This is a genomic window from Tepidibacter thalassicus DSM 15285 (genome assembly GCF_900129915.1).
GTDB lineage: Bacteria > Bacillota > Clostridia > Peptostreptococcales > Peptostreptococcaceae > Tepidibacter > Tepidibacter thalassicus.
This window is the reverse complement of sequence record NZ_FQXH01000011.1, coordinates 50,005-76,568: the sequence shown is the minus strand read 5'-3', so window position 1 is coordinate 76,568 and position 26,564 is coordinate 50,005. Positions and strand designations below refer to the sequence as shown.

The 26,564-nt window shown below is 28.1% G+C and carries 16 protein-coding genes and 1 riboswitch; all 16 genes read left to right on the top strand.

Annotation, left to right across the window (positions count from 1 at the left end):
• On the top strand, positions 1–312 hold a 312-nt coding region (locus tag BUA19_RS11715; RefSeq protein WP_178137460.1), incomplete at its 5' end, for a hypothetical protein.
• Between the two features lie 220 nt (positions 313–532).
• Entirely contained in the window at positions 533–3,031 is a 2,499-nt protein-coding gene (locus BUA19_RS06345) for a chitobiase/beta-hexosaminidase C-terminal domain-containing protein (protein ID WP_072724842.1), read from the top strand.
• Positions 3,032–3,162: 131 nt separating this feature from the next.
• Complete coding sequence (locus BUA19_RS06340) at positions 3,163–4,404, top strand: hypothetical protein (protein WP_072724840.1); 1,242 nt, start codon at positions 3,163–3,165, stop codon at positions 4,402–4,404.
• A 70-nt stretch (positions 4,405–4,474) separates the two neighbouring features.
• Entirely contained in the window at positions 4,475–8,521 is a 4,047-nt protein-coding gene (locus BUA19_RS06335) for an Ig-like domain-containing protein (protein ID WP_072724838.1), read from the top strand.
• Between the two features lie 11 nt (positions 8,522–8,532).
• On the top strand, positions 8,533–14,871 hold the full coding sequence (locus tag BUA19_RS06330; protein WP_072724836.1) for an IPT/TIG domain-containing protein: 6,339 nt from the start codon (positions 8,533–8,535) through the stop codon (positions 14,869–14,871).
• 3 nt (positions 14,872–14,874) lie between these two features.
• The gene (locus BUA19_RS06325; protein WP_072724834.1) at positions 14,875–16,488 is read left to right on the top strand and encodes a hypothetical protein; all 1,614 of its coding nucleotides are present in this window, start codon (positions 14,875–14,877) and stop codon (positions 16,486–16,488) included.
• 37 nt (positions 16,489–16,525) lie between these two features.
• Positions 16,526–18,007: an S-layer homology domain-containing protein gene (locus BUA19_RS06320; RefSeq protein WP_207645976.1), complete on the top strand. Its 1,482-nt coding sequence runs from the start codon at positions 16,526–16,528 to the stop codon at positions 18,005–18,007.
• Between the two features lie 101 nt (positions 18,008–18,108).
• The gene (gene galE / locus BUA19_RS06315) at positions 18,109–19,122 is read left to right on the top strand and encodes a UDP-glucose 4-epimerase GalE (RefSeq protein ID WP_072724832.1); all 1,014 of its coding nucleotides are present in this window, start codon (positions 18,109–18,111) and stop codon (positions 19,120–19,122) included.
• 122 nt (positions 19,123–19,244) lie between these two features.
• Positions 19,245–19,787 carry a hypothetical protein gene (locus tag BUA19_RS06310; protein ID WP_072724830.1) on the top strand — a complete coding sequence of 181 codons (543 nt, stop codon included), beginning with the start codon at positions 19,245–19,247 and terminating at the stop codon, positions 19,785–19,787.
• Positions 19,788–20,072: 285 nt separating this feature from the next.
• Positions 20,073–20,264 (top strand): hypothetical protein, encoded by a 192-nt coding sequence (locus BUA19_RS06305; protein WP_072724828.1) that lies wholly within the window; start codon positions 20,073–20,075, stop codon positions 20,262–20,264.
• 51 nt (positions 20,265–20,315) lie between these two features.
• Positions 20,316–20,428: riboswitch (TPP riboswitch) on the top strand.
• Positions 20,429–20,476: 48 nt separating this feature from the next.
• Positions 20,477–21,001, top strand: coding sequence for an energy-coupled thiamine transporter ThiT (gene thiT / locus BUA19_RS06300; RefSeq protein ID WP_072724826.1), 525 nt, complete (start codon positions 20,477–20,479; stop codon positions 20,999–21,001).
• A gap of 230 nt (positions 21,002–21,231) precedes the next feature.
• Positions 21,232–22,167: a DUF4430 domain-containing protein gene (locus BUA19_RS06295; RefSeq protein ID WP_072724824.1), complete on the top strand. Its 936-nt coding sequence runs from the start codon at positions 21,232–21,234 to the stop codon at positions 22,165–22,167.
• 9 nt (positions 22,168–22,176) lie between these two features.
• Positions 22,177–23,061 carry an energy-coupling factor transporter transmembrane component T gene (locus tag BUA19_RS06290; protein ID WP_072724822.1) on the top strand — a complete coding sequence of 295 codons (885 nt, stop codon included), beginning with the start codon at positions 22,177–22,179 and terminating at the stop codon, positions 23,059–23,061.
• Entirely contained in the window at positions 23,034–24,596 is a 1,563-nt protein-coding gene (locus tag BUA19_RS06285) for an ABC transporter ATP-binding protein (protein ID WP_072724820.1), read from the top strand. The genes BUA19_RS06290 and BUA19_RS06285 overlap by 28 nt, the downstream gene beginning before the upstream one ends.
• 1 nt (position 24,597) lies before the next feature.
• On the top strand, positions 24,598–25,221 hold the full coding sequence (locus BUA19_RS06280; protein ID WP_072724818.1) for an ECF transporter S component: 624 nt from the start codon (positions 24,598–24,600) through the stop codon (positions 25,219–25,221).
• Between the two features lie 16 nt (positions 25,222–25,237).
• A complete protein-coding gene (locus BUA19_RS06275; protein WP_072724817.1) occupies positions 25,238–26,548 on the top strand; it encodes an S-layer homology domain-containing protein in 1,311 nt (436 codons plus the stop codon).
• Positions 26,549–26,564: the final 16 nt, after the last annotated feature.

Genomic DNA, 26,564 nt, shown 5'->3' with positions numbered 1-26,564 from the left:
GTAGTAAAAATCAAGTCAAATGGAAAATTAGAATTAGTATCAAAAGAAGTAGGAGCAACTGATGACTTTGAAATAGTAAGCGGTTCAGTGTACGAAAAAGATGGAGATTACATCAAACTATTTGTTGATACAAACTCTAATGGTAAGTGGGATGCAGGAGAAACAGTAGGAGATACTTTCTATAGAGTAAATAGTGATACTGTAATCTACGAAGAAGATGATAAGAAGAGATTATCTAATATAACAAAAGGAACTGCTGTTGATATAATAGTAGAAGACGGAAAAGAAGCTAGAGTAATAGAAATTAAGTAATTGAATCAATAGCAAAAAGTCGATGGAGAAATCCATCGACTTTTTATTTTGTCAAAAATGTAAGAAATTTAATATAAATGAAAAAATTTATATACTTCTTGTTGAAAAATATTACAAAAAAGATATATAATTAATATCGACCCATTAATTTCTTTTGATGGAACCGATTTCTTGGGTTTTAGATGAAAAGAAAACGATTTCGAAAAATAGGAGGGAAAATATGAAGAGGAAAAAAGGTTTTATAAGGCGTGCCATGGCAACTTTATTGACAATAGCTATGTTAATAAGTTCTATGGGAATATCTTTTGCTGCCAATTTTTCAGATGTCAAAAATCATTGGGCAGAAAAACAGATTAATAGCTTAGTAAGTAGAGGAATATTAAGTGGTTATGCAGTTTATAAAGAAGATAAAAATAACAACGAAGCAAAATATACAAAAATAAGTGAAATACAAGGAGCAACTCATAAATCTCCTTTATTAAATAAAAATGTAACTGTTAAAGGTATAGTTACAGCTGTAATAAACTATAAAGGAACACCATATAACGAATCTATAAAAGGATTTTATATTCAATCTTTACAATCAGATGTAGATAACGATGAAAAGACATCAGAAGGTATATTTGTAAGAACAGATAAAGAAGTAAAAGAAATAAAAGAAGGAGATATAGTAGTAGTAACTGGTAAAGTAGCTGAACATGCTAAAAGTGGTAAATATATTAAAGAGAGATTGGATAAAGAATTGACTACAACTGAAATTGTATTATCAAATGTGGAAAAAGAGGGAACAGGTAATTTACCAAAGCCTGTAGTTATAGGAAAAGATAGAAAACAACCTATAAATGTTATAGATAATGATGGATTTAAAGTGTTTGATCCAGAAGAAGATAGTATAGATTTTTATGAAAGTTTAGAAGGAATGCTTGTTCAGTTAAATAATCCAGAAGTAGTAGGTATAAATAAACACTTAATACCAGTAATAGTTGACAATGGAGAGGTAACTAGACAAAAATATGAAAAATATAGGGATGAAAATGGAGCACTTGTAATATCTAAAAATAATTTTAACCCAGAAATAATGTATTTAGTAGATCGCATATCAAATAAGACATATTTGCATGCGAAATTAGGAGATAAATTTGACGGAAATATACAAGGTATTATGGACTATGAAGATGGAAATTACAAAGTGTTCTATAAGGAACTTCCGAAACTAAAATATTCTAATAGAAGAGAATTAACAGAAGTAACTGATATAGAAAAAGAAGAAGGAAAACTAACTATAGCATCCTATAATATAGAAAATTACAGTGTTCAATCAGATAAGCTAAAGACACAAAAAGTGGCTAAATCTATAGTTAAGAATTTAAAATGTCCAGATATAATAGGACTTATAGAGGTGCAAGATGATAGTGGAAGAAAAGACGATGGTGTAGTAGATGCTACTAAAACTTTTGAAGGATTGATAAATGAGATAGTAAATCAAGGTGGAGTAACTTATAAATATACAAATATAAATCCTATAAATGACCATGATGGAGGAGCTCCGGGAGGAAATATTAGAGTTGGATTTTTATACAATCCAGATAGAGTAACTTTTGTTGATAAAGGTAAAAAAGGAGATTCTACGACTGCTGTAGATGTGAATAAAGATGGACTTACATTAAATCCGGGAAGAATAGATCCAAATAATCCAGCTTTTGAGGGTGAAGAAGGCGGATGTAGAAAATCTTTAGCTGCAGAATTTGAATTTAATGGAGAAAAAATATTTGTTATAGCAAATCATTTCAATTCAAAAAGAGGAGATGACTCTTTATACGGAAATGTTCAGCCAGCTAGATTAAATAGTGAAATAAAGAGAATTAAACAAGCTGAAGTTGTGAACAATTTTATAAAGAAAATACAAAAGACTATACCTAATGCTAAAATAGTAGCTTTAGGAGATATGAATGATTATCAGTTTTCAAATGCAGTTGTAAAATTAGCGGGAGATAATATGGTGAATATGATAAATACACTTCCGAAAAATAAGCAGTATACTTATGAATATAAAGGTAATGCTCAAGTACTTGATAATATATTAGTAACAAAAGACATGGTAAAAGATACAGTAATAGATATAGTAAATATAAATGCAGGTTTCCCAAAAGATTACAGAGCTTCTGACCATGATCCAGTTATAATTCAAATAAATAATATAGGAGATTCTAGTAAAGTAAAGGTACAACCTGTTAAAGCTTTTCCAGGAGGAGGAATATTTAGACAAGGTGAAGATGTAAAAGTAATACTTTCTACTGATACAAAAGATGCAAAAATTTATTATACAATTGATGGATCAGAACCTACAAGTGAAAGTAAAGAATATAATGAACCTATTAATTTGAAAATAAATGGGGATACTGTTTTAAAAGCCATGGCGGTAAAAGGAGATAAACAAAGTGAAGTAAAAACATTTAAATATAAAGAGCTTCAATTAGTTACAATAGCCGATGCTAAAAATATGTCTGTAGGAGAAAAAGTATATACAAAGGGAGAAGTTGTAAAAATATCTGGAAAAGAAGTTATAATTAAAGATGATACAGGAGATATAATGTTATACGGAACAACAAAAGGAGATTCTTTTGAATTAAACGATACAATAGAAGTAATAGGATATAGAAAAGATTATCATAGAAAAAAAGAACTTGTAAATTGTATAATACAAAAGTCGGTGGAGTAATTCATCGACTTTTGTATTTTTTGATAATTTATCAAAAATATAGAATGATAAATTTAAATTTGGTAAAATAAGAAAGTATAGTTTTGTCTAATTGAGTAATATTTGAAAGTTTTTAGTTAAGGAGTGGTATTATGAAATTTTTAAATAAGTATATTAAGATAATTTTATTAGGTGTGTTTTTTTTGACTATTAATATGACAAGCTTAGTATATGCTCAAGAAGAAAGCATATTTATAAAATCTGTTCTTGAAGAAGTTTATGAAAAAGTAACGCAAGGAGAAACAGAGGATATATTGATTCAAGTTGTAGGAGCTACATTTAGAAAAGATATTGACAAAGACAATTATGAAAATTATTTTAAAATAGAAAAAGCACCTGAAGGATGTAAAGTTGATTATGTAAATAGGATGAATCCGTATATTTTAAAATTAAGATTAGGAGGATTTAAACCGCTTTCTGATGATGAAGAGGTGATAATAAGATTTAATAAAAAAGCTTTTAATGAACAAAGTATTAATGGAAATGAGATAAAATTAAATAATGAATATGTAAAAATAAAAATAAAAAAAGGACTTCCTAATGTGAGTTTAAAAATAAATAAAATAAGTGAAAAACAATTACTAGAAGGTTTTGATGAATTTCCGGTTATAAAAATAGATAGAGGGACTTTTAAAAGAAATGTTTCTGAGGAAGATGTAGATGTAGATAATATACCTTTAGGATATAAACCATATGTAATTAGAAAATCTATGAATGAAATTTATTTTACTTTTATTCCGAAAAAATATTATAATTATCCTATTAATTTAAGTAAGGATTATGGAGATATAAAAGTAACTATAAAAAAGAGTGCATTTAATGAAAATATAAAAGATGATATAAAAGCTGTAAATTTTAAAATAGAAAATAGAGATGATTTAACTGATAGAAATTATGTGGATTTTAAGATAAGGTTAAATGGTAAAGGTTTGGTAAAATGTGAATTTTATAAAAAAGATGCAAATAAACCAGATATGATAAAATTTTTACCTTGTCAAAAAGGAGAAAATAATTTTTTTATAAATACAAAAGAATTAAATGGAGAATATAAAGTTATTTTTAAAGATGTTAATGATAAAGTAATATACGATAAACCTTTTAATTTTTATGTAAATAAAAATCTTGTTGTTCTTAGAGAAAATAATATAGATGTTATTGAATACGACGTCAATGCTAAGTGTAATATTCAGTTTATAAAAGTTGATAAAAATACTAATAAAAAATATATTTTTAAAAATGTAGGAATTAAAGAAAAAGGAAGTTATAAGGAAGAAGTTTCTGATTTTGATTTTAGCAAGTATTTTTTAGAAATAATTGCAGAAGAAGAAAAATAGATTGTACATAAATTTAAAATAATGCCGATATAAAATATATAATGGTTAAATTGTAAGGGGGGCAAATATTTTGATTAGAAAAATTACAGCTTTTATAATTGTTTTTTGTATGATTTTAATGAGTATTCCTGTGCAATATGTGTGGGCTAATACTAGTAAAGTCGATATTAGCTTTAAGGCTGTTGATTCAAATGGTAAAGATATTACAAAAGGACAAAAAAATGTAGATTTTGATATTTCATATATAAATATTTTATTTGATCCGACTTTTAAAATTAGCTCAGAGAGTAAATTAAAAGATATTAAAGTTTATGCAGGTGGGGATGATGAAACGTATAAATTTGATATAGGTGCAGTAAATGGTGCTTTAACATTAAATCTTAAAAATGCACCATCTAATGGCGGGAGTATGCATCCTTATCAGTTTAGAAAACACACTTTATATAATATATACATACCAGAAGGGGTTTTTATAAATGAAAGTGCAAGTCAAATTAACAAAGCAGAAAATTTTACCTTTGTAACTAATACTGATAGTGGTATGTACAAAAAAGATATATTAAAAAGTATAACTCCAGGAGATAATGAAAGTTCAGTAGATTGTAATAAGGGCATTATTACATTTGAATTTATAGATGATATTGAATTAAATTCAGATGTTATAGGTCATTTAGAGGATTATATTAAAATATCGACAACACCTATTGATATTAATATACCTTCTTATAAAGAAGATTCTATAGATAATTATAATGTAAAGATAGAGGGAAACAAATTAATACTTCAATCTAAAGATGGTAAATTAAGTGATTTTGCTGAGTATACTGTTAAGTTAAAAGATAAAACTGTTTATTTGAAAGGGAGTTCATATATATATAATAAAGCTGAAAAAAATATTGATGGAGAATTTGAAGTTGTAAAGTTTAAAACAGATAATATGATTGAAAGTACTAATCCTTCAAATAATGCCGAAAATGTAAGTGTTGAACCTACTATAGAGTTTAAATTTAAGTATCCAGTAGATGTTGATTTTAATAAGATAAGTTTTGTAGAAGATAATGCTAGTGATTTAGCAGTGGAAATTCCTACAGATATACACTTATCTTCTGATAAAAAAACACTGTATATAAAAGTTAATGATAACGATTCAAAGGAAAAATATCTTTTAAGAAGACATACTATATATAAAGTTGTTATTGGAAAAGGTGGAGTTACTTTTAAGGATTATCCTTCGGTTGAAAATGATGAAATATTATTTTATTTTATAACTACAGATAAAGGAGAAGCTCCTGAACCAACTAATTATTCTTCAAGTACAAGCTTTATTGATGATATAAGAGATATGGATAAAACAAATCTTTCGGATGATGGATGTATATATATTAAGTTTAATAGAGATATACAGTGGGATAAAGAAAATGAGAATTTATCATCAATTGGAGCTACACATTTATATAAAATTCCTGTAGCTGATAAAAGAGAGTATTCTTCAAAGGGAGAACTTTACGATAAAGAGTATTTTTATCAAAGGGATAATGATGGAATTTTTTTAAGACATCATAAAGAAGATGGAACTTTATTAGAAAAGGAAAATGAAAGAATTAAAGAAGAAGTGCCAGTTGAAAGCGTGGAAATAGTAAATGGAAATACTATAAAAATAAAGCCAAAATATAAATTATTAAATAGAAATGAATATGAAGTTATTATAGATAAAGAATTAATTGAAGATAAAAATGGATATAACATTAGAGAAAATTTGAATTTTAGATTTTGGACTAAACCTTCAAGTGAAAGTACAAGTCCTTCGTGGGATGTATATAGTATAGATGCATCTGAGATAAAAGAGTATGAAAATGTACCACACAAAAGTTATAAGATATATGGTACTCCAAAATATTCACCTGATACTCCTATAATTATAAATGTAAAAGGAGAGGTTATACCTTCTGCAAAAGATTTTGAAATAAAAGGAGAATTGTTAAAGAATAAAGCTTTAGAAAAAGTAATTTTAAACCCTACTTATAGTAATGAAGTTAATGCAACTATAAATAATGAGGAAGAAAATATTGATGTAGGATTAGGGCAGAAAGTTAAATTATTATTAAAAGATGATGGAGTTGAGCTTTATTCAGAAAATCCAGAAATAGTATCGGTTGATAAAAATAGTATAAAAGGGATAACAAAAGGGACAACTAAAATTTATGCAGTAAAAGATGGTGAAACAGTAGCTACGATAAATGTAACTGTTAAAGATACAGAATTAAATATAGAAAAAATTAAAATTGAGTATTACTATGAAAATGGTGTTAAAAATACAAAATTATATTTATATCTTAATAACACTCTAGATAGTGGTAAAAGCTATAATTTGTATATTCCACAAGGTGTATTTGAAGCAAGGTCTAAAAATAAGCTTCCTTCTCTTGATATTAAATTTGTAGTAAGTGGAGATACTAATCAACCTATAGGAATAGAAAAAATAAATAAAACGAGTTTTAGCATAGATGATTTATTGGCTAATGATGAGTGGTTTGAGATATATGGTTATAATTTTAATGAAAAAATAGAGGGTATTGAACTTGAAAGAGTAGATAATCCAGACAGTAAGATAATGATAGATAAAAAAGATATATACTTTATGGGGGTTGATGAAATAAAAGTTGCCATAAGAGGTGATGTAAAAGAAAAAATTATAAATGCAAAATCTCAAAAATATAAATTGATCTTAAAATTTAAGGATAAAAATCCAGTGAATTCACCAGTAGATATTGAAATTACAAGTATGTCAAAACCAACGCCTATTTCAAAATATCCAGATGAAACTGGTATATATGATGAGAGAGGGTTAAAGCATGTTGTTCAAGATGATTTTACAAAAGATAGATATTTTTTGAAGTTGACTTTTAAAGATTTGGATGGAGAGCTTGATGTGAATGAAGATTTGGTATTTGATAAGTTATTAAATTCTTCTGTAAAATCAGATCCTGGTGCAGCTTCTATGATTGATAAAGAATTTATAAATATTATAAAAAGTAAAGGTGATTATGATAGAAAAGTTTATATAAGGAAATATATTTTTGTAAAAAATGAAGAGAAAAAAGAAGCGTACTTATATATTCCTATAAAACTATTGGATTTCAGTTTATCTTATACTGTTACATTAAAAGCAGGAATAGTTAAAAATAGCGTAGGAGAAAGTGATGCAATAACGTGGCAATTTAAAACGCAATTAATTCCTTATGTCGGCGATATTATTGTTGGAAGTGTTCCTGAAGATTATGATGATAATACTAAAATTATATTAAAAGGTAATTTCTTTAATGAGGATACAGAGGTTTATTTTAATGATGTAAAAGCAGATGATCATTATGTAAAGGAAATAAAAGATAGCGATGGTAATGTTGTAGAGAAATATCTTTATGTTTATCTTCCTGATGGAAGGGATAGACTTGATCCAGGTCTTTATAATATAAGAATTTTAAATGATGATAATCATGAAATAATAAAGTATGGAGTGTTGAGTGTAGTAAAAGAAGGAGATTATGTTCCAGAGGAAGATCATAGGATAAAAGATGATAACAAAAAAGGAGAAGTTTGGGAGAACATTAAAGTAAGTGAGGATATTATTGTATTGAATTCTAAATATAAAAAGAAAAGTTATGTAGAACTCGATTTAGATAAACTTATGGGAGAAGATACTCTTGTTAGAAAAATTAAATATGAGGGAAGTAAAAGTGGAATATATTCTACTTTGTACACAAAATCAAAATATGCAGATATAAATATTTATAATTTGACTCCTGATGATTATGATGAGGATAAAGATATAGTTGTAAATGTTGGAAGGGTTGAACCTTTAGTTGTTAAAACTATTAAACGAAAATTGGGAGGAGCTAATGTAGTTTCTGATTTTATACAAGTAACAGGAGATAATTTTAATGTTGGCAGAATAGAACTTAAAATACCTTTTTTAAATAGTTCAGGAGATAATATAAATGTTTTAAGATATGATGAAGAATTGAGAAATTGGTATGAAGTACCTTTTACAGTAGATAAGGTAGATAAGTATGTCAATGTAAATTCTAAAAATAAAGGAATATTTGTAGTTGTAGATTAAGGAGGGAGAAAATGAAAAGTAAATTAATTAAGGGAAGTATCAAAAAATTGACTTCCCTTGTTCTAATATTTTTCATGGTGTTTGGGATGATGCCATGGGGTGAAATAAAATCGTATGCGGTAAGCCCTGTTGTAAATAGAATAGAAATTATGAAAATATATAAAGAAGGTTATAATACAGCTTCATTATATTATTTGACTATATATGGAACAGATTTAAATACATTAGAAGTAAAGCTTCAAGATGATACCGGACAATTGAGTAAGTTAACACCTAGTGAAAGTGGAAATACATCAGTTCAGTATGAAATTCCTTTAGAAAAAGAGGGTTCGGTATTTGAAATTAATGGTAGTATATACAATTTATCGGAAGGAGATATGCCTAGAATAAAAGGGGTTACAAAAACTCTTGTAAAAGCAGGAGAAAAAATTGGTATATTAGCAGAAAAATTAAATAATATAGATACAAATCCAGATGATGATAATAAAACTATAAAAGTTGAATATTTTAGAGGAACTAATCGACAAGATATTTCTAATGAATTAAAACATACAGATGATAGTTTACAAACAAAGGAAATAACAGCACCAACAGGAATTGTTGGATCTCAACATATGGAAGTTGTAAAATCATATAAAGAAGGAACTGTTGATGTAAAAATACAATATAGATATTTAGACGCATTTAGAATATATGATGATATAAATATAGATTCAGAAATAAAAATATTTCCAAATAAAGCTAAAGTAGGAGATAAAGTTACTATCAAAACAGAAACTCTACCTGAAAGTTCATATTCTGTATTTTTATTAAAACAAGAAATTGATCCGTTGTTGGGTAAAAACTTAGCAATTGATATACAAACATATCAACATCCGACTAATGATGATACTATTACATTTAAAGTTCCGAATTTACCTACAGGAACGTATGAAGTAATTTTAACAAATCCTATAAATACATCAGGGGTAGATCCTGAGACTAATCTTACAAATCAAATTATAAAGCAAAAAGATATAGGTAAATTTACTATAGTAGATGGGAAATTTTTGCCTGAAGTTCAGAGTGTAAGTCCATCAGCAGGTCCAGATTCAGGTTCAGAGGTAAAAATATATGGTAAATATTTTGAAGAACTTAATATAGATGGATTGATAAATGCAGATGATAGTAATATTACGTCTGATAATTTAGAAATAATTTATGATAATGAAGATAAAATTAAAAAGCTTAAAATAACATATCCTGTTACTTCGGCTACAAAATATGATGGAAAGCAAGTGGATAGTGTAGAAAGGCGAATATCTGTTATTATAGGGTATGTCGCTGATTTTGAAGATAAAACTAAACAAGATTTTAAACATGGAGCAAATGAATTTGATTCATTGTCTGTTATAGCAAAGCCTTTAGAAACAAGCGATAAAGATACTATAAAAGATGTACAAGTGAATATAGAAACAAGAATAATGGCAGAAGGAAAGGAATATAAGATATATGAAAGTGCATTAAAAAAGGATGCTTATGAATATATAAAAAGTTTTGTAGTTCCAACTATTGATACTGTAACACCAGATACGATTTTAGTAAAAGAGGAAGGCGGAGTATTTAAAACATCTAATGATGTTGTACTTAGTATCAAAGGAAAAGATTTTAATGTTTATAAATATACAGATGATACAGGTAAAGAAATAATAAATTATCCTAAAATTGTTATTGGAGTAAATGATGAAAATGTTGATGGCAATAATGAGATAGTTATGAAAAAAGTAGGAAATGATGTTTATATTTATGACAAAGATACTAATGACTATAAGATATATACTAATGCAATGCTAGATGTTTTAGATAGTCAAGGTAAAGAAATAGATGGTTCTTTTGGAAGAGAAACGGGAAATAAGATAATTGTAAAAATACCTTCAGGGCTAAAAATATCTAGTCAAAAAGTTAATGTATCTTCTCAAGCTATAGGCGTTGGAAATCCTATAAGAAAATCTCAAAATCATGTACCTTTAACTCTTAAAAGTGATGCAATCAAGTTTGTAGCAACAGAAGATGTTCCTGTAATTGAAAATGTTAGACCAAATGTAGTTACAGTAAATGGAGGAGAAGAAGTTGAAATTATAGGAAGTAACTATAAGGATGGAGTAAAAGTATTTATTGATGGAGAAGAAGTTACAGGAATAAAGCGTCAAGGAGATGGAAAAAAGATAACATTTACAGCACCTAAGGGGAGAGCTGGAGATACTTTAATATATGTAATAAATCCTTCTAATGGAGGTATAGCAACATATCCATTTAAATACGTAGAGACATATACTCAACCTGAAATTATTGATTTTTCACCTAAAAAAGGTAAAACAGGTACACTTGTTGTTGTAAAAGGTGAAAACTTAATACCTCCAGATCCTACAGCTCTTGAAAAGGATATATTTAAGTTAGTAGGAACAAGAGTGTTACTTGAAGGAAAAGATATTAATGAGTATAATAGAGATCCTAATACTAAGGAAATAAAACTTCAAGATTATACATCTGCAGATAATGATAAATTATTTAAAGTAGAAGATAATAATTTAATTATAGCTGAGTACTATCACAGTATAATACTTAAAGATGAAGATACAAATAAATTTTATACTATAGATTTAGATGTTAAAGGAAATCCTATTTTATCTAATGGGTTAGATAAAAAATATACTATAAAACATGAAGGAAACAATATAAAAGCGTATAAAGATACAGGTGGAGTATATAATGTAACTGTTAATAATAATTCTATAGTTATAAATGAAGGTACACCAATTACACTTCAATTTAAAACTCCATTTAAAATTGAAGGAAATAAGATAGTAGGGGATAATGTAAAAGTTGTAAATAGTGAAACTCTTTACTTTAAAGTCCCTATACTTGAAGCAGATGGATATTATGATGTTACTATAGAAAATCCTGATACTAAAAAGGATAGTAAAGTAGATGAAAGTGGTTTTTATTATTATACTCAACCTTCTACTAAACCTGTTATAGAATCTATTTATCCAAATCAAGGTTCAGTAGATGGAGGGTATACAATTACTATAAAAGGTAAAAAAACAGAAGGAAAAGAATGTTTTGTAGATAATGGAAATGAGAAAACAAAAGTATTTATAAATGGTATAGAGGTAGAAAAAGATAATGTAAAAGTAAGTACAGATGGATTGAGTATTGAAGTGGTAGTTCCAAAACTTGATATAGATTTAAGAGATAAATACAATACAGATAGACTTACTGTTCCTGTAGTGGTAGTAAATCCAGATGGGGGAAGTTATAGTGTTGAAGATGGTTTTATTTATGTAGTTCCTTCATCTCATCCGGAGATAACTAAATTGATGCCTTCAAAAGGTAAAGCATCTGGAGATGAAATTGTAGAGATTTTAGGTAAGGATTTTAGATTCTTTGAGCCTTATAATGATGCAAATAGAAATCAAACATGGGATATTGGTGAAGAATACAAAGATTTAAATAAATATAAAATAAAATTTGATGGAATAGATGAAGCTGAAGATGGAAGTAATACTAAGGGACCAGATGATTTTTCTAATAAGACATTTGATAATTTAAAGCAATTATATAAAAATCCAGATGGAACTTTAAATGAAGAAAAATTTAAAGAAAGAATAATTCCGGTACTTCCTAAAGTTTATTTTGGAGGTAAACAAGCTGAAATAATTGAATTTGCAAATGGATATCTTAAGGTCAAAACTCCTAGTGTAGATAAAGCTGAAACTGTTGATGTTTATATTGTAAATAATGATGCAGGTAGATCAAACAAAGTGAAATATACTTATGAATCTTCAAATCCTAATATAGAAAAAATAACTCCTAGTCAAGGCAAGAAGCAAGGGAAAGATAATATAGAGATAATAGGGAGTGATTTTGCTAAAAGTGAAATTAAATTAGCTCAAAAACAAGCAGATGGAAAATTGAAAGCAAGTGATAGTTTTCAAAAACAAGTTTTAGTTAAATTTGGAGAAATAACTAATGGAAATATAGAGAGAGATCAACCAAATTCTGGCTTAATAACTAATAGTAGAACAACTGTAAATCTTGAAGGAGGACTTAGTGTTTCTTATGATGGATTAAATGATAAAGTAGTAATAACTGTTGCAGAAGGAGATAAAACTTATACAAATGAATTAATCGAATATAAAGATGAAGTAGTATATGTACCTTTAGATTTATTAGTAAATAGTGAGAATAATTCGCAATATGATGGATATGAACTTATTAAACTAGAAGTAAAGGATAGAAGATTAATTGTTGAAAGAGGATATTCTCCACAAGCAGATCTTCTTAATAGTGGACAAATAGAAGTTAAAACTCCTTCATACTATACAATAGGAAAAGTTCCTGTAACTGTGATTAATCCTGATGGAGGGGAAGCTAAAGGAGAATTTGAATATACGAACCCTACAGTTAATCCTAAAATTACGGATATAATTAAAGACAATAATCCTTCTGAGAGTAGCATTGAAAAAGTAGATGAAGAAGATGCAAAAGTAATCAGAGTAAATTATAAAGGTGGAAATACAATAACTATTAAAGGAGAAGACTTTGCTGAAGATGGAATAATATATATAGGAAATGAAGAAATTCCTTTTTCAGAATTAGAAAAAAAATCATCAACAGAGCTTATTTTTAAGATGCCAGAGAGAGAATGGGAAGTAGATAAGCCTTATGCAGTAATTGTTTCAACTGGTGGTACATCTGCAAATTCAAAAGATGTTAAACCAAATCCTATATATATTGTGTTTACAAAAGGAGAAACTCCTAATTTAGCTATAGAAAGTATAACTCCAGATAGAGGACCTTCTACAGGCGGAACAAAAGTTGAGATAATAGGTAAAGATTTTAGACAAACGATGAAAGAATATAAAGGAAAAATAAAAATCTATTTTGGAGAAGGAGATAATTTAGTACTTGTTCCTGATTCAAATATTATATCTGTATCTCCTAATAAAATAGTTCTTACTACACCGCCACATGCACCAGGGGTAGTTAGTATTAAAGTAGAAAACCCGGATGGTAATATAGCAGAGCTTCAAGATGGATTTACTTATGTAAGTAATCCGAGAATAACTGGGGTTGTTAGTACGTCTGATGATAAGACAATGATAAGTGAAATATCTATAAATGGTGGAGAGGAAGTAAAAATAAAAGGTTCTGATTTTGCACAAGGAGCTAGAGTAGTATTTGCTCCAGTTATTGAGGAAGTTAAAGGTGATGAAATTTCAGGAGATGTAATAATCATTAATGAAAAAAAATATATATTAAAATCGGGAAATGATGCAAGTGATATTAATGTCGTAAACTCTCAAAATATAATTGTAAAAACTCCAGAGGGAAAATTAGGAACTAAGGGAGTTATAGTTATAAATCCAGATGGAGCAGCAACAGCTGTATATAATGGAATAATTTATGTGACTTCAAAAATTTCACCGCCGGCGAATGTTAATGCTGAGCTTATAAACGATGATAGATATATAAAAATAAGTTGGGATGAAGTTAAAGATGCTACTTCTTATGAAGTGTATGTAATAGAAGATGATAAAGCACCGTATCTTATAGGAACTACAAACCTTACAACATTTGTATATAGAGATTTAGAACCAAGAACTGATTATAGATTTATAGTGAAAGCACTTGGAGAATATGGACTTTCAAAAGGTTCTAAAGAAAGTAACGAAGTTACAACAAAAAGACATGTTGGCTATGAAGATAAAGATGGAGAAATATCAGAAAATACGAGCATGGAAAAATCAGGAGATACTGCAAATGTAGTTATTGGAACAGATGATTATGATGAAAAAGAAACAGTAATAGATTTGACTAAGGGTGTGCTTGCAGGAAGTAAAGAAGTAGTAGTGAGTATTCCTGCAAAAGTAGTTTCAAGTTATTCAGCAAAGGATGTAACTATAATAGGAAGTGATTTTTATATTAAATTTAATCCAACAGCATTTAATGTTTCTAAAATGTATGATAATAGGAAAGAATCAAATGCAGGAGTTAAATTTAAAGTATCTTTAAATGGTAAAAAGAATTCAAGTTCATTATCAAATGAATATATTTTATCGGCAAGTGCTTTTGTTGGACAGGAAAGTACGGAAATAGATTATTTAAAATCTAAAGTAGAAATTTCGCTTGATTTTGATGTCGATAAAGCGAATATGAGAAGATTGAAAAATATATCGCTTAGAAGATATGATGTATATAGAGATGAATGGGTTTATATAAAACAGAGAATGGATGATTATTCTTCGGCTATTAATGCGAAAGTAGATAGACTTGGAATTTACTCCATTATCGGTAAGAGGAGGTAAAATATGAGGAGGATATTAGCTCTATTAACAGTGTTGATGCTGTGTTTTTCATCATTTGCTTATGCAGATAAAAATTCTCCTTACAGAGATGGATATATAGAAGGATATATTAAAGATAAGTTGGGAGATGTGATTCAAATTGAAGAGTACGATGGTACTCTTCATAATTTAACTTTTACAGATGATGCTATATTGATAATAGATGATAGAGATGTAAAACTTGTTGATTTTAAGCCTGGCATGGAGATTTATGCAACACTTGAAGGTAGAAAAATAAATTATATGGAAGGTTATTCAACTCAAAATCCTGGATATATAAAAGAAGGAAGTAAATTGAGAGTTGGAATAGTTAGCAAAATAGATAGGAATCAAATAAGGTTGAAATTTTCTACGGGAGATGAACAAACTTTTTTTACATCTCCTGCAACAATCGCTATAAAAGATGGACAAAATGTAGATTTAAGCACTCTTTATGTAGGAGATAGAGTAAAACTTTATTTTGATGAAGTAGACAGTGATATTATCAGCAAGATATATATTCAAAGTGATTCGGTAATTATTAAAAATTTATATAAGGGAAAAATAGGTGGTTTTGATAATATAGAAGATTCTATTACTTTGGAAAATGTTCAGTATTTTAAAAATGGAAAATGGGAAAAGTTTAAGGATATAATGTCAATTCCTTATAATAATGAAGTTCCTATTTATATTGGGGGACAAAAGGTTTTGTATAAAAATTTGAAGTACTATAAAGGTAAAACTGCATATATGGTAATTAAAGACTTCTTTGGAAGTGATAAAATTGAAAAATTAGTTATAAAAAATCAATATGAATCTGTTTTTTCAGATAAGATAGAAGATATAAATTTTTATAGTGAAAAATTTGAGCTTAAAAACAAGAGGAATGTATCATTTAATGACGGAACAATTATCATAAAAAGTGGAAGAATAGTCGATAAGTATTCTTTAAATTCTAAATCAGATGCATATATAGTTGCAGATGGAAGAAATGGCTCTTTAATGGCTGACCTTATATATGTATATAATGAGGATATTAATAATTCAAATATAGGACAAAATTATATTTATTCTGGTAAACTTGATGAAATAGATTTGTATTCTGTCAAAATAGAAGATTTTTATGTTTTAAATAAAAATGAATGGGAATCTTTTGACAAGAAAAAAGATTTATACTATGATGAAGACACTTATATATACGATTTAGATAATGATAAAAAGCTTACAACTGAAGAGTTTGCTTCATTGAGCTTGAAAAATAATTACTATGGATATTTTTATACTGATGGAGATAGGATAAGTGCTGTATATGTACAAAGAAAGATGGATTCTCTTTTAAAACAAAGGGTAACAAATGGAATTGTAGAATCAATATACGAAGATTCAAAAATTGGATGGACTTTAAAACTTCAAGATGCTAAAGATTGGAGTAGAAGAAAAGAGAAATGGATCCCTAAAAATACAACTATAAACATAAGTATAAATAAAGCTATTTTCGTTAAAAATGGAAAAGCGATAAACCTTGAAGATATAAAAACTGGGGACAGACTTTATATGATAAGAGATGATATTTACGGAAAGGTAATTATAGTTAAGTAACTTTAACTATAATATTGGAGAGGGGAGAAGAAAAAGAGTGAAAAGGATTTTGACATTTATGGTTATTGTCAGCTTCATTATAAGTCCTAATATTATATGGGCTACTCCCCCTGGATTTTCGGGTGGAGTGAATAATGAATATGAGTATGAAGAAGTCGTATTTATAACTGGAGAACCTATTAGGCTAAAAGGAGAGATTAAGGTATCTGAAAGAGAAAAGGACAACAAAAAAAGTATAAGTTATACATTTAAGCTTGAAAATAAGGACTTGGAGGCGAAACTCGATAGAAAAATAAATTTAGATATAAATCTAGACAAAAGAGATGATAAGGGACAAACTATAGCTCAAACTTCTATATCAAAATACAGTGAAACGTTAAAAATAGGAAAGGATAAATACGAACTGGAGGATTTTCAGTTTTCTAAATCTGATGTAATAGACAATAGACCTGCTGCTGATTTTTATAATGGAAATATAAAGGGAAGAAAATACTATAAAGTAAATAAAGATCAAGGAGAAGTAGTAGTAGATATTACAGGTGCAGATGTTGGATATAAAAATTTTTGGGGAAATAGCGAAACTCAAATATTGGATTATATAATTACTTCGACTAGAAAAGAATCTGATGATTCTGATGAATCAAATTCTTGGGAAGGAACTGTTAAAGTTTCTGTTTCAGATAGTACTACTAAGACTTTAAAGTATTCTGATAATGAGGTGAATTTTTCGAGTTTTAATGGAGGGCATATGAGGATTACAAATCAAGAAATGGTATCTTCATATGAATATAATCTTCCTAAAATAAAAGATGGAAAAGTCCAAAAAGATAAAAGAGAAAAGGGAACGATAAAGCTTTCTAAAAAGATGGTTCCAAAAATTGAAAGACTTATTATTCCTAAATTTAGAGATTTAGGAGGTCATTGGGCACAGGAATATATAGAAAAACTATATTCTCTCGATGTGTTTGATGAAAATGGAGATTTCTTTTCGCCAGATATACCTATGAGTAGGATTGAATTTACAAAAGCAGTTATTAGAGCTTGTGATATTAGAACTTCTATTGATGATGTTAAGCCTAAGAGGAGAAAAAGAAATGAGCCGGAAGAAAAACCGGTATTTAAGGATTTAGATACTAAGGATAAAGATTATAAATATGTAAAAAGTGGATATGAAAAAGGTATAATAAATGGACAAAATGATTTATTTAAACCAAATGATAGTTTAACAAGAGCTCAAGCAATCACAATACTTATAAGGGCTTTGGGATTTGAAAATAAAGCGCCAAATCCAGGTTATTACACTAATTTTTCTGATGATAGAGATATTCCTTATTGGGCTAAGGATAGTATATATATGGCAAGGGAAATAGGTCTTGTTTATGGAGATAAGGCTAATAGGATAAATCCTAATAAGGTTATGTCAAGAGCAGAAGCATCTGCTATGTTGGTTAGATTTTTGGAATTTTTACAAAGAGATCTTCAAAGAGATTATAGAGAAAATATAATGTACTTTAGGTAAATGTAAAGCCTAGTTGTTATGACAACTAGGCTTATTTTTTTTAATAATTAGGAAAAAATATAAGTGGGTTTGAGAAAAATATAAAAAAGTAGGAGATAAAAATGTCTATATTAGTAACTGGTGGAGCAGGATATATTGGAAGTCATACATGTGTAGAACTTTTGAATAAAGGTTATGATATTGTTGTGATTGATAATTTTTTAAATAGTAAATGTGAAGTTTTAAAGCGCATAGAAGATATAACAGGAAAAAAGTTTAAATTTTGTAAAATAGATATTTTAGATAAAGAAGGACTTGAAAAGGTATTTTTAGAAAATTATATTGAAGCGGTTATACACTTTGCGGGATTTAAAGCAGTAGGTGAATCTGTAAAAATCCCTCTTAAGTATTATTATAATAATATTACTGGTACTATTGTGCTTTGTGAAGTTATGCAAAAATATTCTGTAAAGAATATGGTGTTTAGTTCATCTGCTACTGTGTATGGAAAAGTTAAAATTGTACCTATAACGGAAGATTTTCCACTTAATGCTACAAATCCTTATGGGCGTACTAAGTTAATTGTAGAGGAGATGTTGAGGGATTTATATATTTCTGATAATGATTGGAGTATAGTTTTGCTTAGATATTTTAATCCAATAGGAGCTCATGAGAGTGGTATGATTGGAGAAGATCCAAAAGGTATACCTAATAATTTAATGCCATATATAACACAGGTGGCGGCTGGGAAAAGAGATAAACTTTATATTTTTGGAAATGATTATGATACACATGATGGTACAGGTGTTAGGGATTACATACATGTAGTTGATTTAGCTAAAGGACATTTAAAGGCTCTTGAAAAAATTATGGTTACTAAAGGGATAGATGTGTATAATATTGGAACGGGAATAGGATATAGTGTTCTTGATGTAGTGAAAACGTTTGAGAAAGTTACAGGCAAAAATATTCCATATGTAATTACAGATAGAAGATTAGGAGATGTAGATAAATGTTATGCAGATTCTACCAAAGCGTATAAGGAGTTGGGGTGGAAAGCTGAAAAAAGTCTTGAGGATATGTGCAAGGATTCATGGAATTGGCAGAAAAATAATTTAGATGGATTTGTTCATTAAGGTTGCCATGGCGGGTTTTTTTATTTTTGAAAAATACACAAAACTTTGAAATAGTTGTAACAAAATTGTGACAAAATTCGGATAGAATAAAATCAACAAATAAAACGAAAGGGGAAATGAAAATGAAAGTAAATGCAAGAATGAAAAAAATAATTACATCTGTATTAATAGGAGGAACAGTAATATCATCTTTAGGTTTAGCTGCTTTTGCAGATAGTAGTAATTCTGCAAAATTTAAAAATGCTTCAAGAATGAATAATATGGTTCATCAGAACTTTAGGGGACAAAGAAATAATTTTGAAGATAGGATAAATAAATTAGTAGAAGAAGGAATAATAACAGAAGATGAAGCTATAAAGTGGAAAGAGTTTCATGATCAAAATCAAGGAAAAAGACAATTTGGAATGAGAGGAAAAAATAGAGGACAAGGAATGGTTAAGTTAGTAGAAGCTGGTGTTATTTCACAGGAAAGAGCTGATGAAATACAAGAAAAAATTCATGAGATAAGAGTACAAGAAAATCAACAAAGATTTGAAGATAGGATAAATAAATTAGTAGAAGAAGGAATAATAACAGAAGATGAAGCTGTAAAATGGAGAGAATTCCATGCTAAAAAAGTTGAAGAAAGAAAAGCTGAAATGGAAAAGATAAAAGATAAAAGGTAAAACATTTTAGTTAAATGAACATGAAAAAACCTAGAAAATTCTAGGTTTTTTTTGTTTATTATTTTTAGTAAATTTATTCTATAATTAACAAAGTAGTACATACAATAAGTATAAGAAAATAACATTTATATAATTTTTTATTTATGGGAATAATTTTTATAAGATTTTTGTAATTTATTAATTATATAAAGTTAATATTAAATTTAAAGAACCATTTATGTAAATTTGAATATAAAAAATAATATAGGATTTTTAGAAAATATTTTATAGAAAGGGAAGATTTTGATGTCAATGAAAATTCATTTTATTGATGGGAAAAGTTTAATACTAAAAAAAAATGAATTATCAAGAGATCAAGTTAAACAGATATTAACATGGTTTGAAGAAGAAAATTCACCGCTTATTAGATTTACAGTTGGAGATTTAACTCACAATTTACCAAGGCATGCAATTTACAACATAATAACTGAATTTTAATAATTATTGATATTATAGTATATATTTGTTAAAATAATTAATAAAAGATAATATAACAGAAAGGGGAGCTAGATGAGTCTGGCTGAGAGGAAGTTCCGATTGATACTTCGACCCTAATACCTGATCTGGGTAATGCCAGCGTAGGGAATGATTTTGGATACTATGCTGCATTTATATAAATGCAGCATTTTTGTTGCAAAGGGGGATTTTATATGAAAAAAATGTCTACTAAAATGCTAGTAGAAGCAGGTGTAATGATTGGACTAGCTCAAATACTAAGCTATATAAAAGTATATGAAGGACCTTTTGGAGGATCTGTAACAGCTGGAAGTATGGTTCCTATTATTCTTTATGCAATAAGATGGGGAGTATCACCTGGACTATTTGTAGCATCAGTTTATGGACTACTTCAATTTATTTTGGGGCCTAAGTATTCCTATCATGTACTTTCTATTATATTAGATTATGTAGGAGCTTTTGGTCTTTTAGGTCTTGCAGGACTATTTAGAAATAGTTTTAAGGGAGTTTTATTAGGAACTTGTTTAGGAATTTTTGGAAGGTTTGTATCACACGTTTTATCAGGTGTTATATTATGGGCATCTTATGCACCTGATGGAATGAATCCTTGGATATATTCTATACTTTATAATTCAGGATATTTATTACCTGAGCTTTTGATATCACTTTGTGTTGTTGGAGTGTTATACAAATCATTTAGAATACTTGCAGTTGTATAAGCATTATAAAATTTAAGAACAATATTTTTATGTAGTTAATAAACTTGAATAATTATGAAATAAAATAACAACTGCTAGCAAAATGCTATCAGTTGTTATTTTATTGTCGAAAAATTATTTTTGAAGTCGAACGAATTGTTAGCAAACAACGAAAAAAAATGTTAAAATAAAGTAGAAATTTGACAATTAGTCCTATCTTTTAGATAGGGTTATTTTTTGGAGGGATTTGTATGAGGAAATTATCTGTATTTTTTATATGTATAATATTAATGTTTTCATTAATAGGTTGTAAAGATGAAAGCGTTTCGAGCAATCAAAAAGTTAATTTGATTGTATCTAAACATTTTGGAAATGAAGAAGTGTATAATCAAGAATTAGATTTTAAAAATGATAGTAGTATTATGGAAATTATGGAGGAAAACTTGGATATAGAAACTGCATACGGTGGAGGTTTCGTAAGCTCTATAAATGGTATTAAATCTGGATTTACAGGTTCTAAAAACAAGAAAAAATTAGATTGGTTTTATTATGTAAATGGGAATTTAGCACAAATTGGAGCTGATGATTACTACTTAAATCCAGGAGATATTATTATATGGGATTATCATAATTGGGATAATGAAATGTATATATCAAGCATAATAGGTGCTTATCCTGCAAATTTCACAAAAGGATACGAAGGAAATGTATTAAAAGGAGAAATAAGATATTCAAAGGAATTTAAAGAAGATAGTGAGAAGTTGTCTGAATTTTTAAGAGAGAGAGGATTAAATAATATAGAAGAAAAGGTTTTAGATGAAAAAGATATAGAAAACGAAGAAATAAATACTGTAGTTATTGGAAAATGGGATGAAATTTCTAAATTAAGTTATATAAATGATGTTTACAATAGCAAAAACAATGGGTTGTTTTTCAAAATAGGAGATAAAGTAAAAGCTTTAAATTACAATAAAGAAATTTCAAAAGAATATGAAAAGGGAGCAGTAATTGCAGCTATACCAAAGGGGTATGGAACAGGTTCTAATTTATGGATTATAACAGGTAATGATGAACAAAGTATAAAAGATGCTGTAGCTGTTCTTTATAAAACACCAGAAAAAATCAAGGGAATGTTTTCTGCTGTTCTGAGTGGAAATAAAGTGATAAATATTCCAATGAAGAATTAGGTGATTTGAATGTTGAATATGCATCCGTTTACTGTAATATTTTATACGGTTATTTTGTTTTTTTTGACATTAGTGTATTCTAATCCTCTTTATATATTGTCTATATCTGTTATTGTAATTATTAATATACTTTTGCTAGATGGAGGAAAGAATTTAAAAAAATCAATAAAATACAGTTTATATACTGCATTTTGGATTATGATTATTAATCCTTTAGTTACACATTACGGCAGAACTGTAATTTATAAAAGTCCTAGAATTCCTGTTATAGGAAAGATAAGAATAACTTTAGAGTCTATAGTATTTGGAGCAAATCAAGGACTTAAACTTATTTGTATAGTTTTGATATTTTTGCTTTACAGTGTTATGGTTGAACGAGATGATTCATTTAGTTTTTTTTCAAAATTTGCTCATAAACTTACATTGACTTTGTCTATGACTACTAACATACTTCACAGATTGAGGCTTGAAATGGTTAGAGTAAGAGATGTAATGATTTTAAGAGGGGTAAACTTCAATCAGAAAAATATATTTAAAAAAGTCAAAGTTTATTATCCTTTTTTAAAAGTAATTTTAATATCTACACTTGAGGGATCTTTAGATAGAGCAGAGGCTTTGTACTCTAAAGGATATGGAAAAGGAAAAAGAACTTCTTACTCCCAAATGGAAATTAAAAGAGTAGATTACATATTTAATTTTATTACTTTTGTTTTGATATGTTTATTTTTCTATGGATTATTCTTAAAGGTAGGAATTTATGATCCTTATAATGAATTAAACTTTTTAAAGTATAAGGATATGATTTTTTTAATTTATATAGACTTAATATTGATTATTCATTCTTTTTTGATTTGGGGGTGTAAGAAATGGAAGTTTTTAAAATACATGATTTAACTTATTATTATCCAAGGAAAGATGAGCCTGCTCTAAAGGATATTAATTTATCTGTAGAAGAAGGGGAGTTTGTGTTGCTTCTTGGAAGTTCTGGTTCGGGAAAGTCTACTTTAGGTAGAGTGTTTAATAAGATTGTTCCTCAGTTTTACGGTGGAAAAATAAAGGGAAGTGTAGAGTGTAATATTGATGTCGGGATGGTTTTTCAAGATCCGGAAAAACAACTTGTAATGGACAAGGTTGAAAGAGAGTTGGCTTTTGGACTTGAAAATATAGGTACTGATTATGATGTTATGAGGAAAAAAGTAATGGAAGCACTGAGTTTTATTAATATATATGATATAAAAGATAAAAAAACTTATGAATTATCAGGTGGTCAAAAGCAAAAAGTTGCAATAGCGGCTACAATTTCTATGGGGTATAAGTTTTTGGTTTTAGATGAGCCTACATCTCAGCTTGATCCAGTATCTTCAGAAGAAATACTACATATTTTAAAGAGGTTAAATGAAGAACTTGGATATACGATAATATTAATTGAGCAGAGAGTAGATAGATGTTTTCATTTAGCTGATAGAGTGTTGTTTATGGAAAATGGAAGTTTGGTATTTGATGGAGAACCTGAGGAGTTTGTGTTTTGGAGTAATAAAACTGGTAAGAATTTTTTACCTTATGTTTCGGATTACTTTGTTAAAAAAGGCTATGAAAATATACCTTTTACGGTAAAGGAAGGAAGAAAGAAATTAAGAAGTTTATTTAAGGATAATACATTAAAAAGAGAAGTTAAATTTGATGAAATTAATAAAGAAGAAGTAATAACTGCTAGAGATATTAATTTTGTTTATGAAAACGGTAAACATGCTTTAAAGGGAATAAATTTAAGTGTGTATAAAGGAGAAGTATTAGGAATACTTGGAGAAAATGGAGGAGGAAAATCTACACTTCTCAAAAATATATGTGGGCTTTTAAAGCCTACAAATGGAAGATTGTCTGTAAAAGGAGAAGTTGGATATTTATCTCAAAATCCAAATGATTATCTGTTTAATGATTCTGTTTATGAAGAATTAAAATATACGCTCGATAATAAAGGTATTAAAGATTATGGAATAATTGAAAAAATATTGAATGATTTAGATATTTATAGGTATAAAGATATAAATCCTAGAGATTTGAGTGGAGGAGAAAGACAGAGAGTAGCTATTGCATCTATACTTGTTATGGAGCCTGATATATTGATTCTTGATGAGCCAACTCGTGGGCTTGATAAGGATTTAAAGGAGAAGTTGGGAAATCTAATACTCGATTTAAAGAGAAAAGGAAAAACAATAATACTTGTAACTCATGATGTTGAATTTACTAGTAAATTTTGTGATAGAGCTTGTCTTATATTTGATGGAAATATAGCACAAATAGGATCGAAATACGATGTTTTAACTTCGGGTATATATTATTGTACACAGATTAACAAGCTTTTTAGTGGATATGTTGACAATGTGCTGACTTTAGAGGATGCACTTAATTTAGAAAAAGGGGCTATGTAGAATGAATTACTCATTATTATCCGTAGTTATTTTAGTAATTTCTTTTGTATTAGTTTTTGTATCTTATGAAAGAAAAAAAGTTTCTGTAAAGGAAATTTCGTTAATAGCAAGCATATCGGCATTAGCAGGAGTAGGTAGAGTTCCTTTTGTAGCCCTTCCAAATATTCAGCCAACTACTTTTTTAGTTATAATAAGTGGGTATGTATTTGGATCTTCATTTGGATTTATGGTAGGTGGGATTGCTGTTTTGGTTTCTAATAGTTTTTTGGGACAAGGACCTTGGACGCCATGGCAAATGATGGCTTGGGGACTTGCAGGAGCTAGTGCAGGAGTTTTAAGGAAGTTTATGAAAAATCCTTCGAGACTATTTTTGAGTATATTTGCTTTTATATGGGGATTTTTATTTGGATGGATAATGAATATATGGTATTGGTTGTTTTTTATGAGGGTTCATACGATTAAGAGTTTTATATTTACTTTTTCGAATGCATTTTATTTTGATTTGATGCACTCTATAGGAAATTTTGCATTTATGTATCTGCTTGGAAAGGATTTTATAAATGTATTATCTAGATTTAAGGACAGGATAAGTTATACTGAAATTCCTGTTGAAAAAATCAAATAAATTTGGGGGTGGTTTTATGAAAAGGATTATAGCTTTAACTATTGCTATTTTAATGTCGTTTACTAATTTTTGTTTTGCTGTTGATGTGAATTCATCAGCACAGTATTTAGGAAAACAGAAACTAGATGAATGGGGTATTTTAGCACTTTACTCAAGTGGTAAAGATGTAACTAAGAAGAGTTTATCTTCTGTCAATTCAAAAGATATAACTGATTATGAGAAGTACATTTTAGGTGCAAGAGCTGTTGGGAAAGATGTATCATCAATTGCTCAAAAAATTGTGAATTCTCAAAATAGTAATGGTAGATTTCCAGACTGTATAGATGGAACTGGGAATGATCTTTTAAATGGACATATATGGGCTGTTATATCTTTATATGTAGCCGATGAGGAAAATTACAATAAAGCTAAGGCTTTGAGTTATTTAAAGGCGAATCAAAATAGTGATGGAGGATTTCCTGTATTTATAGGAGATAAAAATTCAGATTTAGATATGACTGCTATGGGGCTTGTTGCTTATAATGTGCTTGGACTTAATTCAAATTCGCCAGAAGTAAAAAAAGGATTTGAGTTTATAGAGAAAAATATAGATAAAAAAGAAAGTTGTGAAACTATAGCATGGTATATACTTGCAAAGATTAAGTTTGGTTTAAATGTAGATAAAAAATACATTGATAAGCTTTTAAAATATAAGCTTAGTGATGGATCATTCAAGCATTTAAAACAAAGCAAAAAAGGTAATTATATGGCAACTTATCATGCTGTTTTAGCACTTAGTGATTATAACAATAAATATTCTGTGTTTGAGAAATTACATAATTTAAATACTAAAGGATTTAAAGATTTAAAAAAGGCAGATTATGCATATAAGGAAATAATGTATTTGGTAGATAAAGGGGTTGTATCGGGGTATTCTGATAAAACATTTAGACCTAATAATAGCGTTAAAAGAGGAGAATTTGCAAAGTTTTTAGTTTATGGATTAAATCTTCAAAGTCAAGCTAAATTTAAAACTAATAAGTTTGTAGATCTTAAAAATCACTGGTCAAATAAAGTTGTCAATGTAGCTGTTAAAAGAGGATATATAAATGGAGTTGGCAATAATAAGTTTGCACCAGAAGAAAAAATAACAGGAGCACAGGTTGCAGCTATTATAGTTAGAGCTAAAGGGCTTGAAAGTAAGGCAAAATCTGTTAAAGGTAAGAATTGGTATGATGGATATGTAAAGGTTGCAAAGGATAATAATTTACTTTACAAAAATTTTGATCCAAATAAAAATGCTACAAGGGCACAATGTGCTGAAATTATATATAAATTAGTAAAATAAAAATTTTAGGGAGGGA